The organism is Pedobacter sp. GR22-10, from assembly GCF_026239715.1.
In the GTDB taxonomy this organism is placed as follows: domain Bacteria; phylum Bacteroidota; class Bacteroidia; order Sphingobacteriales; family Sphingobacteriaceae; genus Pedobacter.
Genome location: NZ_JAPIVR010000003.1, coordinates 769,700 through 783,009 on the forward strand (window position 1 = coordinate 769,700; position 13,310 = coordinate 783,009).

The window sequence follows — 13,310 nt, forward strand, 5'->3', positions numbered from 1 at the left end:
GAATAGCCTTAATAATTATTGTAAAAATAACTGATATTCTCCACCAGTTGATTATAAATCGGTTTGGTAAATTCTAAAAATAAGGCTGCAGGTGGTGGTGGAAGAATCTCTTTTCTTCTGGTCATGGCCAATTGGTTTTTATTCAGTGCACGATCATCGCCCTGATAACTTGCCCAACTGTCTCTCCAGACAAAAGTGCCTGGAAATTTTTGCTGTTTAATAATTTTCCGGCTCTGCCAATCTGTAATGGTCATATCCAATAAACCTGAAGAGGAAATACTTTTTTCAAAAATACTTAAGGTTGCAGTTACAGTTCCGTATACAGGTTTTTTATCTCTCGTTTCGCCAATGATCACACTGTCGCGTTTCAGTTTTTCTACCCTTTCTTTTACATAGGTTTGGCCTACCACAAAATCATCAAAATTTAAACTTAATACCTGATCAGGAACAATTTTTTCATTGGTAGCCTGCTCTTCAGGATAAAAGAGCACAAATTTATTGCGGGCATAACTGCTCATGAACTGATTGATTTGTTGCTGGAAATAATCTCCGCTTAGCTGATATGGCCCCCTGTTCACGATGATTGGCTGAACGACCACACGGGTAACTGCCGCCCAATAAGCATCATCCAGTTTCGTTTTAACATCTTTATAACCGGGTTGAAGGTTTTGCGCTTTCTCAAATTCGTAATAAGCTTTTTTAGCCGAGAGGCGATTGTTTTCATTCAGGTAACCCATACCAGAATTGTAACGGGCAGCCGCGGCATTATAACGGCTATCGGCAAGTTCTTTCACATATTTTGCCGGTGCAGGAATAATAACTAAACAAGCAGGGCAGGTATAAATGTCATCTGACAGCTGGTTGATTTTCTGGTAATCATACATCACCGATTCCCATCTGAATAAATCATTGGATAGCTTAGCCTCATTAATTTTCCGGAGGTGATCCTGTAGTGCCAGCTCATAGGCCGTTTTTAATACCTGCATGGCTTCGCTGTTTTTTGGCGAATTTTGTAATCTGCCAACTGCTTTAGCAACTGATGCATCATAATCGCCCTTTTGCAAGGCATTTTTTCCAGTGGTACATCCACACACAATGATGATGGATAAATAAATAAAATACCGTAATCTTGAAAGGTTTTTCATAAACAGCGCATTTAGTAGTTATTGGATGAATATAATCAAATGTTTATTCATCCTATGATTAGATTTTAATGATAAAATTTCCAGTCATATATTAAGAAGACGATTGATCATGAAGATTAGTTACAAGCCTTTTGAATTAGAATTAAAGTATCCTTTTTCGATCTCCAAATTTACACGTACCAGCACCCCCATCATGCTGTTGAAAATTAATTATGGTGAAATGGTGGGATATGGAGAAGCATCTATGGTGCCTTATATGGGCGAAAGTGATGAAACGGCACAGGCTTTTCTGAAAAAGGTAGATCTGAGCCAGTTTACACATCCTTTTAATTTTGAGGAAATTATTCATTATTTGGACCAAGTAGCACCTGGTCAGCCAGCTATTAAAGCCGCCATTGATATTGCCTTGAATGATATTAACGGGAAGATTTTAAATAAGCCCTGTTATGAAATATATGGTGCAGATCCATTAAAAATGCCGGTAACTTCTTACACCATCGGGATTGACACGCCCGAGGTGATTCGTGAAAAGTTAAAAGATGCTGCACGGTTTAAAGTCATTAAAGTAAAACTGGGGCGGGATAATGACCGGGAAATTATTCAAACCATCAGGAGCATGACAGATGTTCCCCTTTACGTTGATGCCAACCAAGGCTGGACTGACCGGATTAAAGCCATTGATCTGATTTATTGGCTTCATCAACAGGGGGTGGTGTTAATTGAACAGCCTATGGATAAAAATGATCCCGATGGAAATGCCTGGTTAACAGCGCGCAGCCCGATTCCCTTACTTGCAGATGAAGCGGTACAGCGTTTAAGCGATATGGATAAACTGAAGGGAGCTTATCATGGCATCAATGTTAAACTGATGAAAAGTTGTGGGATGTATGAAGGCCATCAAATGATTTTGAAAGCCCGTACTTTCGGAATGAAAGTGTTAATTGGCTGCATGAGTGAAACCAGTTGCGCCACATTGGCCGCCGCTGCCCTGGCACCACTTTGTAACTGGGCAGATTTAGATGGCCCATGGTTAACCAAAAATAATCCATTTACTGACCCAGATTTTGAAGAAGGAAAGTATACTTTAACGCATATGCCAGGCTTGGGCTTACAGGGGGTTACTTCGGATCTTTTTCTTTAAAAGATTTTCGAATGTCTTTGGTTAACTGATATTTAAAATAAAATAAACAGCAAACTACACCTACTAAAAATCCCGCAGGGAGGTATTTGGCATTATTGTAACACCATACTAAACCAAAAATGGAAAGGATGATGGCCAGATTATAAAATATATTTAGTGCGAATTTTTTACCCACAGTGTAAAGGATTGAATGAGGAAATGATTGAATTTTGAATGAGTGAAAGAATGATCGAGTTGCCCAGCGATTGCTTCATTCACTCATTCAAAATTCACTCATTATTTTAATATACAGGCATATTTGGATCAAAAGCCTCTTGCCAGGCCAAAATCCCACCTTTTAGGTTATACAAATTTTCATAACCGTATTGCGCTTCCAATTGCATCACTGCGGCTGCACTTCTTTTTCCGCTGCGGCATTGAATAATTACCGGTTTATCTTTCGAAACCTTATCAGCTTCAATTAAAATTCCGCCTAGTGGAATATTTTCACCATCCAGGTTGGAAACTTCATATTCGAATGTTTCACGAACATCGATTAATTGAAAATCTTCCTTATTGTCGATTTTCTCTTTTAGTTCTTGTACCGATATTTCTTTCATTTTGATTTTTGTGTTTGTGCAAATATAGGGAATTCAATTTTACGGTTAACATCAAAAAAATACCACATAATCTGATGTTGGTCTGTAACAACTTTAACCCTTAGGCGTTTAACTATAAAATAAAATGGACAAGCTGAATCGTTTCTTTTGGTTTTGTTCTGGTGCGCATATCCCAACACTGGAAAAGTATCCATCTGAGCAAAATAAATATACAGGCATTGGTGCCACTATCTTTTTTACAGGATTATTTGCTGCCTTATCTGGTGGCTACGCCATGTACTTTGTTTTTAAAGGCGATGACTTAGCCGTTGTTTTTGCGCTGATATTTGGATTTTTATGGGGTGCGGCTATTTTTAACATGGATCGGTATATCGTATCAAGCCTTAACAAAAGTGCCGGCACAGGCAAGCAGCTTTTACAGGCAACACCGCGTATTTTACTGGCGATCATGATCGGGGTGGTTATTTCCAGACCCATCGAGCTTAAAATTTTTGATAAGGAAATAAAAGAACGCTTAAAAGTTAGTTACCTGAATGGGCAACGATCTAAAATTGACACCTTAAATAAAGCTTTTGAAAATAAATACCAGGTAGAATTTGGACGGCTCAAGCAGCAGAAAGCCACACGTGATTCACTGGAAAAAGGAATCAAGGCTGACCGGCAGAAATTAAATTTCGAAATTTTTGGCAATAAAACAACAGAAACTTCTGGTGTGATGGGCTACGGACCTTATGCAAAACGTAAAGAGGCAGAAATTAAACAGCGGGAGGTAGAGCTTGATTCATTACGGTCAAATATCAATAAATCGGAATCATTTGTAGATCAGCGCAAGGCATTTGACGGCTTGTTTACCGAAAAACTGTATACCAAAAAGCAACTGGATAGTTTGGCTAATCTGGCGGGTTTTGCTGATCGGAACTGGGCCCTGGGACAATTAAAATTTAATGTAGACGGCACGCGGGATAACAATACCGCCACCGCAGTAACTTTTATCGGCCTGCTTTTTGTCTTTTTTGAATGCCTGCCTGTTTTCGTAAAACTCATGAGTGCCCGCGGACCTTATGATTATGCCACGGCTGACGGCGATGATGTGTTCATTTATCAATCTAAAAAAGATAAGGATTTTCATTTTGAAGTAGCCGCTAACATTCATGAAACCCGGGTTGATGCAGAATCATCCAAACGAAAAGAAATCATTAAAGGAAAAGCGTACCGGGATCTGGAAAAGTACGATTGGGACCAGGATTAACCAACAGCTTAAATGTTATTAATTATTTTATATCTTAGCTCGCGCATTCTTAGTAATTTAAGCCCATCAAACCTTTTTTATGAAGAAATTTTTAGGCACAACCATATTTAGTGTGCTTTCGCTTTGCGTTTTCGCTCAAAATGAAATTAGTTATACCGTTTCGTTTCCAAATGCAATCCATCATGAAGCTGAAATCGCCATGAGCATTCCTAATGTTCCTGCCGGAAACTTAATCGTGAGGATGAGCCGCTCATCTCCCGGGCGATATGCCACACATGAGTTTGGTAAAAACATCTATCATCTTAAAGCTTTTGATGCAAATGGCAAGGCATTAATCATCAAACAATCTGCCGGTGATGTGTATGAAATTCCATCGCATGGCAACCATGTAAAAGTTACTTATACCTTGTTTGGCAACTGGATTGACGGTACTTATGCCGGTTTCGATGAAACACATGCACACATGAATATTCCGGCAACTTTTGCTTTTCCGGTGGGAATGGATGATCGTCCGAGATTGGTAAAGTTTGATTATAAAGACAAACCGCAATGGAAAGTAGCCACTCAGCTTAAACCATTGGCTAACGATACTTATTTTGCGCCTAATTTCCAGTATTTCATGGATAGTCCGATAGAAATAGCGGATTACAAAACAGCCAAGTGGGAAGTTAAAAACAAGGATGGGAAAATACAGACCATTCACTTCATTGCACATGCTAACGATAGTCAGCAAACGATAGACCAGTATGCAGAAATGCTGAAAAAGATGGTGGATGAACATTTTGCCGTCTGGGGCGAATTTCCTAGCTATGATTATGGTAATTATTACTTCCTTGATGATGTATATCCGGATAATGCCGGTGATGGAATGGAGCATCGGAATTCTACTTCTATCGTGCAGCGCACGCCAAAAATTGAAGGTTATGAGGCCAATTTGCTGGGCACCTTTTCGCATGAATATTTTCACAGCTGGAACGTAGAGCGTCTTCGTCCGAAAACACTGGAGCCTTTCAATTTTGAACATTCGAATATGAGTGATGAACTTTGGCTGGCAGAAGGATTTACACAATATTATGGCGGTTTACTGCTCACCAGATCCGGATTAAAAACAGTAGATAATGCTATTCAAGCTTTCACCGGAATGGTGAATTCAGTTTTGAATACCCCGGGAGCAAAGAATTTTTCACCCATCCAGGCCAGTCGTTATGCCGTATTTGCTGATGCCGGTGTGGCAATTGATCAAACCAATGCAGCTAATACTTTTCTTTCTTACTATACTTATGGTGCAGCTACGGCCTTAGCCCTCGATCTCCGTTTACGTGCTGAATTTAAGCTCACACTTGATGATTACATGCGTGCACTTTGGAAAGCTTATGGGAAGCCTGAAATTGCTTATACTATTCCTGATTTGGAAAAAACATTAAGCGAGCTGACCAAAAATCAAGCATTTGCAAAGGACTTTTTTAGTCAGTATGTTTATGGAACAGATAAAAATGACTACGCAAAGCTTTTGCTTCATGCTGGTTTTGTATTGCGTAAAGCTAATCCCGGAAAGGCATATGCGGGTTTCGGGCGGTTAAATTTTACAAACGGCAAAGTAGTTTTACCACAAACTTTAATCGGTTCTCCCGCTTACCAGGCAGGTTTAGATGTCGGGGATATTATTTTAACCATGGATGGAAAAGAAATTAAAACCATTGCCGATATGGATCATGTAACTGAAGCACACCAGCCTGGCGATAGCATTCCGGTGAGCTACCTTTATCGTGGTGAAGAAAAAACAACCCGGTTAATTTTTACAGAAAATCCCACTTTGGAAATCATCACAATTGAAAAAACCGGAGGAACATTAACACCGGCTTTGCAAAAATTCAGGGATAATTGGTTAAACTCGCAGGTAAAATCTAAATAACAGCAAAATATATAGTTTATGAAGAAAATATTTTTTTTAACGCTTGCTGGCCTGGCCAGTTTACAGCTCAACGCACAAAACATTGATAAAATCATCACCCGAGAATATACCGACCATCTGATCAAAACCTTAAGCAGTGATGAGATGCAGGGGCGTGAAACCTTTACCCCAGGTATAGATAAAGCAGCTACATTTATCGAGTCTGAATTTAAAAAGATAGGACTTCAACCCTTAACAGGAGAAAAAAATTTTAGACAGACATTTTATAAATATCAGGTTGCAAATGTAAGTAAAACGATTAAAATTGATGGGAAAGAGATTGCCCCCGAAAATTTAATGGTTACGGGCATCACCACAGAAAGTGTTACGCTTGATAAATCTAACACTACAGTTGTTAAATTAGATCCTGAAAAACCATTTGTAGCTCAGTTTAGGGCTATGCTGAATACCAATAAAAATCAGATCGTATTGATAGACAGTAAATTTGCAGATCTTTTTAACCGCTATAGAGACCATTTTAGTAAGCCAACAACTGTTGATGAAAAAGATATAAAAGCAACGACTAGTGTTGTACAGGTTTTTGTGTTAGGTAAAGATGCCGCAACAGATTTTTCAGCAACTTTTAAAAGCAAGGTAACCCAAATGCCATTGTTCAATGTTGCAGGTGTAATTCCAGGTAAATCAAAAGCTAAAGAACTAGTTGTTTTCTCCGGGCATTATGATCATTTAGGCGTACTTAAAACAGTAGATGGGGATAGCATTGCGAATGGAGCTGATGATGATGCTTCAGGAACAACAGCTATGATTGCGCTGGCTAAATATTATAAAACACAAAAAAATAATGAACGTACCTTGATTTTTGTGGCCTTTACGGCTGAAGAAATCGGTGGTTTTGGTGCAAGGTATTTTTCAGAAAAATTAAATCCTGATGATGTGGTAGCCATGTTTAATATTGAAATGATTGGAAAAGATTCTAAATTCGGTAAAAACACCGCATTTATTACGGGTTATGATAAGTCGGATTTTGGAAAGATTTTACAGAAAAATTTAGCTGGCACAGAATTTACTTTTCATCCGGATCCCTACACCGAACAGAATCTTTTTTATAGAAGTGATAATGCAACTTTAGCTGCTTTGGGCGTGCCGGCACACACCATTAGTACGGATCAGATTGATGTCGATAAGTTTTATCATACCGTGAAAGATGAGTATAGCACACTGGATGTGGAAAATATTTTATCAACAATTAAGGCGATTGCCAAGAGTGCAACTTCCATTGTAAATGGCATAGATACGCCCACCCGAATACCAAAATTAAAATAGCATATTCGTTTTTAGTTTCAATAGCCTACCATAAAAAAGCCTCAAATTATCAGTTCAATACTATAATTTGAGGCTTTTAAATTTTAATGAAGACTAAAATTTGTATTCCATCACATAGTCATCCATCAGAAAGCCTTCACCAATATCAATTTTTACCGATTCTTTGATGGTAAAGCCCCCTTTCAGGTAGAAATCTTTTGCATTATTATACTTGTTAACATTCAGTTGTAATGCTGATGCTCCGGCTTCTTTCGCCTGATTGAAAATTTCATTGATCAGCAGTTTGCCTACACCTTTACCATGGGCTGATGGCAGCACATAAAGCTTATGGAGTTTGTATATTTTTTCTTCAAGGTCAATAATGGAATAACCGGCAAATCCATATTGGGTTTCATTATCCTCAGCAATTAAGAAAATATGCCCTTCCATCAATTGCTTTAACAATTCCCCCTTACTGTACATTTTTTCAAGCATGTAATCAATCTGATGCTGGCCGATAATTTCAAGATAGGTGGATGGCCAGGTTGCTGCAGCAATATCCCGAATGATCTCAATATCTTGTTCTTTGGCCTTTCTTAATGTAATCATATGGGTTCACTGATAAAAATGGGTTGTCCTGAAAAAGTAAATTCTACGAAGCCATCTTTAACCACTACAAAAATTTCTTCTTCTGTCTGCGTCAGATTGGTGACTTCCAGGTATCGGTTTCCGTGAATCAGAAACTCACTTCCTGCGGGCTTCCATACAGAAAAACCAGATTTAATAGGGTAATGTTTCGCTTTTTCTGTGAATACAACGAGGTTAATCTGGTCTTCGAAACCAGCGAATTTTTCCAAATCAAATTTTTTGGCAATTACATTAACCGCCGGATATTTCTCTTCATATAAATAGTTGACGGCAACCATTAAGGCATCAACCGGGCCCTGAATAATTTTCGTGTCTTCCTGTACATCTTCTGTTTTTCCGTTTACCAGCACATCCACTTTCAGCCCAAGCGAGAAAATTTTATCATAGCTTTCGCCATTAACCAACAATGTTGGGCTCCACTCCAACAGTTGGCCCAATAACTCCTCGTTAAAATTTCCAAGCTCATCTATATATAAAGCCGGCTCTTGTTTTTCTTTTACAATATGGTGTGATGACATAATGCGAAGATATAAATTTCGCATTAAGTACGGTATATTAAGAATCAGCTGCAGGTAAAATGATTAACGGTTATAAGGGTATTCACTTACCCAATGAAATCCCCTGTTAATGAGCCTGAAATCGTTAAGATCTTTCCTTTTAAAGCTTACCGATATAGCGTCTTGATCGCTTAAACCAGAGAAAACTAGCTTGTCTTTTCCAATAAGATGGTAGCTTAACACATATTTTGATGAATCTTTAGCGGTAGATTTTAATACCAGTTCTTTCTTTTTCTGATCAAAAACAGTAGTGAAATTAACTGTACTATCATTCATCTTTTTTATCCTCGCATAACCTGTATAATTGATCACCATTTGTTTCCAACGGATGCTATCGGTAGTTAACGGAAGCAATGTTTTATCGTTAAGCCTCATGTCTTCTACATTATAAATACCATATAAAAATGCTTTAGGTGCCACACTGCCATAAGTTTTGGTTTGTTGGATGAAAGTATACAGCAAAGTAATCATTGAGGCGGTGATATACAGATATTTCAAACTATAGGCCGAAATGTAAAGCCAACGCTTTTTAAAAGCAGGGCGGTACATTTTATTGAGTTGCTGACTTTCATATTTGATGAAGAAACGGTACAGTGTTAAGAAATGAGGGGCCAGAATAAAAAGGCTCATGACTACAAGCGCGGTTGAAAGCAGTTTTACAGGTACGTCGAAAAAATAATTCATCGACATAACATGTACAGTTGCCGCCAGGGATAAAAAGGCACCTACCACTACCGTTCGGCGGAACAATAATAAAACAGCAGAAACTTCTACAACACCCATAAAGATATTGTATCCTTTCGAAAAGCCCAGAAATGTCCATGCAAGGCCCATAGGTGAGGCATCGCCAAAAGGTTGTAAAAGTCGGTTTAACGAAGGATCGGGAAATTGAAGTTTGATTACCTTTAATAAACCATATAATATCAGGGTAAAGGCCAGATAAAACCTCACCAGTACCACGAGCCAATAATAGGCCGCATTGTAGCTTTTACGTTTGCGGTCGAAAACTGACCAAATGATACAGCCGATTACTGAAACCAAAAATATAAAAAGCAATAATACCCAATCATATGAGGTATCACCACTGCCGTTGGTGGTGATTGTAAAATCGTAATCGTAATTGATGACATGTTTGGAAAACCACGGAATGAAATGATGTAGCACCAAGCTTGGTAGCTGCAATATGCCCGAGAGAAATGGGAAAGCCCCGTTATTGTTTAGGATGATAAAAAGCGGCAATAAGAGAAAGAAAAACCTGAAAGCGATTTTTGTATAGATATTCCAGGGGGGGCTGGTTTGAGAAACATTTTCTGACATGCTGGTTAGGATTTATCCCAAAACTAAAAAATATCCAACTGGCTTCAAATTATAAAATGTTAATTCACAGCAATTTATTTAACTAAGTTGTAAAAATCCTGATAAGCTTCAATAAAATCATCTGCAGAATAGATTGCTTCAGATACGGCGATTCCATAAATGCCTGTTTGCATTAAAGCTTCTGCATCGTAAGTTTTTATCCCGCCAACGGCCAGAATGGGTGTAGTGATTTTTAGAGATTCAAGCTGTGGCATGATGGTAGCATATCCTTCCACGCCTAAAAGGGAAAAATCATTGGGTTTAGTATTTGTGCTTGCAAAAGGACCAAGTCCGATATAATCTGCTCCTGCTTTAGTCAAGCTGAGCATATTTTCAATGGTATGTGCAGTGCCTCCTAAAGTAATATCGTTTCCTGCTAATTTGCGCAGGGCGATAAAATCTGCGTCCAGATCTTCCATATGAAATCCCTGAATATCAGTCAGGCCATTTAAATGAATATGGTTGGTCACGATTAATGTTGTACCCCAATCATCACAGATTTCGGCAATAACATTGATTTCTGCTAAAAGCTCTTCATCTGTTTTATTTAAACAGCGATACTGTATCCACTTCGCTCCTGCCTCACAAGCCATTTGGGCTTGTTCAATATGTGTTAATTGTGGAATGTCGTGCGTGATATATTGAAGTTTCTCAATGTATTTCATAATGATGCGATTCAGGTTGGGCGAAAGTATAAACCCGAAGGTATGAATATATCGGATGAACTACATAAAAGTATTATAAGGGCAATTACGCTGAACAGCTAATCTTTTCAAACAGCATTAACCGACAGGAGCATGTTTGCCAGCTCATCTCTGCAAATGGATTAGATCAGTAATGTAAAAAATATAAGTTGAGAGTCTATCTTATTTTTTTCTTACATTACTGATGGGGCAAAGAATTAAAAAAATGATAAAGACTAAAATTTCACATTTAAATTCAACAGCAAGTTAGTGCCTGCCTGTGGGTAATAAAAATTTTCTGTAACCCTGCTTCCACCTGAAAGATAACCGTAAGTGTAGCCGTTGCTTTCGTATTTTTTGTCAAATAGATTATTCACCAATAAACCGAGATTGACATTTTTTACGCCTGCAAATTTAAAGTTATAGCCTAAACGTGCGTTACTCACCCAATAGCCATTAATTGTTCTATTATTGTTTTGCGTGTTATCCAGGTACTGTTTGCTGACATATTTACTTTGCAGGGCAATGGCAAAACCTGCTACCGGTTTGTAAACCAATTCGCCGAATAATACGGCTGCGGGTGAGAAGGAAATGTCAGTTAATGAATAATGATTAACCACCTGGCCACCGTTATCGTAGTCGTCATAATATTCCGTAAAATTTTTGATTTTGTTTCTGCTGAATGCTGCATTTGCATTCAATGCGAAAGATTTATTAATGGTATATGAACCATCCAGCTCAATCCCCAAACGGTAGCTTTTATCTACATTCTGACGGAAGTTACCACCAACATCATTGATTTTTCCGGTAACCACCAGCTGGTTTTTATAAAACATACCATAAGCATTGGCACCTAAGTTGAAGCGGCTGTTTTTGAAACGGTAACCAAGTTCAACATCATTTAAGCGCTCCGGTTTTGGGAAAACACCTGCCGCCGCATCTACATAATCATCACGGTTGGGCTCTTTATTGGCTACGCTGAATGATGCATATAAATTGCTTTCAGTATTGATGAAATACGTGGCACCTAATTTTGGATTGAAGAAATTTAACTGATCATTAATGGCCAGTGTATTTAATTTATTCTCCGTTCCGGAAATATCATAATAAACCCTGCGGTATTGTAAATCGGCAAATAAGCTTAGCTGTTCAATAGGACTATAATTTACTTTTCCGTAAATATTAAAGTCAGTTTTAAAACCTTCGTTATCATAATAATGCCTGTCTATATTTCCGTTGGATGCATATTGCGCCCAGATAATCTGTCCAAAATGTGCTCCTTTATATTCATTGTATGCACCACCAACTGTAAAGTTTAAGTTTTTTTGTGGTACATAGTTGAAGGCATAGGTAACCCCATAAAAATCATTATCAAGCCAGCGGCGACGGATTAAATCTGTATTGGTTATGGTTGTCTGACCAATGATAACCGGGTTTAAACCATAATCACTTAGCTTATTATCTGCCCTGAATTCCTCATAATATCCTTCTCCCTTTGTATAGTGCAAAGCCCCGTTGAATGAGAATTGATCAGAAAATTGCCTTGCATACAGCAGTTGGTAATGATTTTGCCAGTAATTATCCGTTTGATTATGATAAGTAAAACTGTTATACCGGCGGCCGGAATTTAGTAAGTTCGCAGCATCATCAGCATTCAGACCATTCCTTTCTATATAAGCCTGCATTCCGGCAACATCATTGTTTAATCTTGATTCAGGTATTCCATTCCAGGATTGATAGGTTTTTTCCGATCCCGCAAATACGTTTACCCTTAACAAATCTTTATTGCCATGATAAGCACCTGAAAGAAAGTATGATTTTAAGAGTGAGGCTCCCCTATCAACATAGCCATCTGAACTGATTCTTGACAGGCGGCCATCAAAACTAAAACGATTATTGATTAAACCTGTCCCTACTTTTACCGTGTTTTTCCAGGTATCGAAACTGCCATAGGTATTATTTACCTCGGCGTAAGGCTCCATTTCACTGGCTGTGGTCTGAATATTTAAACTGGCACCAAAAGCACCTGCGCCATTGGTAGAGGTACCTACACCACGCTGAATCTGGATATTATCTACTGAAGAGGCAAAATCGGGCATGTTAACATAAAAAGTTCCCTGGCTTTCACTATCATTAACGGGAATACCATTTACGGTGACATTAATCCGGCTGTTATCGCTTCCGCGGATGCGAATTCCGGTATAGCCTACACCTGCGCCTGCATCCGAATTCACCACCACTCCTGGTGTGTTCTGCAGAATGAAGGGCAAATCCTGTCCGAAATTATTTTCTTCAATCTCGGCTTTGGTTACGTTTTTATAGGTGGTAGCTGATTTTTCATTCGCCCGTGTGGCCCGAACAATTACCTCATCTGCCAGGAAATTTTGTTGAAGCAGCGTGAAATTTAATACGTTGTTTCCATTAAGCGTGATCGGTTTTTCCTGCGTTTTATAACCCACATAACTGACCAGAATGATATAATTCCCGTTCGATAAATTACTTAAGGTATAATTGCCATCCGCATCGCTTAATACCGCAGTTCGCTGGTTTTTGATTTTGATGGTTGCACCCGGTAGGGCGTTTTGATTGTTATCCGTTACTTGTCCGGTAATGGCATTTTGTGCCGATGCCAGAAAAGGTAACATTGCAACAAGCGCGGTAAAAAGTAAATTCTTCAATGTTTTTTGTTTTAGTTAAACCCATCAGAAATAGGGGTAC

General features: G+C 38.6%; 12 protein-coding genes. 4 read left to right on the forward strand and 8 right to left on the reverse strand.

Going from position 1 to position 13,310, the window contains the following annotated elements; all coding sequences use genetic code 11:
• Positions 1-8: 8 nt before the first annotated feature.
• Positions 9-1,145 carry a hypothetical protein gene (locus OQX64_RS16040; RefSeq protein WP_265819522.1) on the reverse strand — a complete coding sequence of 379 codons (1,137 nt, stop codon included), beginning with the start codon at positions 1,143-1,145 and terminating at the stop codon, positions 9-11.
• A 109-nt stretch (positions 1,146-1,254) separates the two neighbouring features.
• Between OQX64_RS16040 and OQX64_RS16045 the strand changes: the two genes are divergently transcribed.
• Positions 1,255-2,286 carry a dipeptide epimerase gene (locus OQX64_RS16045; RefSeq protein ID WP_265819523.1) on the forward strand — a complete coding sequence of 344 codons (1,032 nt, stop codon included), beginning with the start codon at positions 1,255-1,257 and terminating at the stop codon, positions 2,284-2,286.
• Here OQX64_RS16045 and OQX64_RS22460 read toward each other — a convergent pair.
• A complete protein-coding gene (locus tag OQX64_RS22460) occupies positions 2,264-2,461 on the reverse strand; it encodes a DUF6358 family protein (RefSeq protein ID WP_029281176.1) in 198 nt (65 codons plus the stop codon). The genes OQX64_RS16045 and OQX64_RS22460 overlap by 23 nt on opposite strands.
• Positions 2,462-2,567: 106 nt before the next feature.
• Complete coding sequence (locus OQX64_RS16055) at positions 2,568-2,885, reverse strand: rhodanese-like domain-containing protein (RefSeq protein WP_088301097.1); 318 nt, start codon at positions 2,883-2,885, stop codon at positions 2,568-2,570.
• 124 nt (positions 2,886-3,009) lie between these two features.
• On the opposite strand from OQX64_RS16055, the gene OQX64_RS16060 reads away from it, so the two are divergent.
• The 3 genes from OQX64_RS16060 (at position 3,010) to OQX64_RS16070 (ending at position 7,369) form a co-directional block, all read left to right on the forward strand.
• Positions 3,010-4,134: a DUF4407 domain-containing protein gene (locus OQX64_RS16060; RefSeq protein WP_265819524.1), complete on the forward strand. Its 1,125-nt coding sequence runs from the start codon at positions 3,010-3,012 to the stop codon at positions 4,132-4,134.
• A gap of 79 nt (positions 4,135-4,213) precedes the next feature.
• Positions 4,214-6,046 (forward strand): M61 family metallopeptidase, encoded by a 1,833-nt coding sequence (locus OQX64_RS16065; RefSeq protein ID WP_265819525.1) that lies wholly within the window; start codon positions 4,214-4,216, stop codon positions 6,044-6,046.
• Positions 6,047-6,064: 18 nt separating this feature from the next.
• On the forward strand, positions 6,065-7,369 hold the full coding sequence (locus OQX64_RS16070; protein WP_265819526.1) for a M20/M25/M40 family metallo-hydrolase: 1,305 nt from the start codon (positions 6,065-6,067) through the stop codon (positions 7,367-7,369).
• 93 nt (positions 7,370-7,462) lie between these two features.
• Here OQX64_RS16070 and OQX64_RS16075 read toward each other — a convergent pair whose 3' ends face one another.
• From OQX64_RS16075 to OQX64_RS16095, 5 genes are all read right to left on the reverse strand, one after another.
• Positions 7,463-7,957 (reverse strand): GNAT family N-acetyltransferase, encoded by a 495-nt coding sequence (locus OQX64_RS16075; protein ID WP_265819527.1) that lies wholly within the window; start codon positions 7,955-7,957, stop codon positions 7,463-7,465.
• Entirely contained in the window at positions 7,954-8,514 is a 561-nt protein-coding gene (locus OQX64_RS16080; protein WP_265819528.1) for a thiamine pyrophosphokinase, read from the reverse strand. The genes OQX64_RS16075 and OQX64_RS16080 overlap by 4 nt, the downstream gene beginning before the upstream one ends.
• Before the next feature lie 63 nt (positions 8,515-8,577).
• A complete protein-coding gene (locus OQX64_RS16085; protein WP_265819529.1) occupies positions 8,578-9,870 on the reverse strand; it encodes a hypothetical protein in 1,293 nt (430 codons plus the stop codon).
• Between the two features lie 74 nt (positions 9,871-9,944).
• On the reverse strand, positions 9,945-10,574 hold the full coding sequence (locus OQX64_RS16090; protein WP_265819530.1) for a thiamine phosphate synthase: 630 nt from the start codon (positions 10,572-10,574) through the stop codon (positions 9,945-9,947).
• Positions 10,575-10,828: 254 nt separating this feature from the next.
• The gene (locus tag OQX64_RS16095) at positions 10,829-13,270 is read right to left on the reverse strand and encodes a TonB-dependent receptor (protein ID WP_322974970.1); all 2,442 of its coding nucleotides are present in this window, start codon (positions 13,268-13,270) and stop codon (positions 10,829-10,831) included.
• Positions 13,271-13,310: the final 40 nt, after the last annotated feature.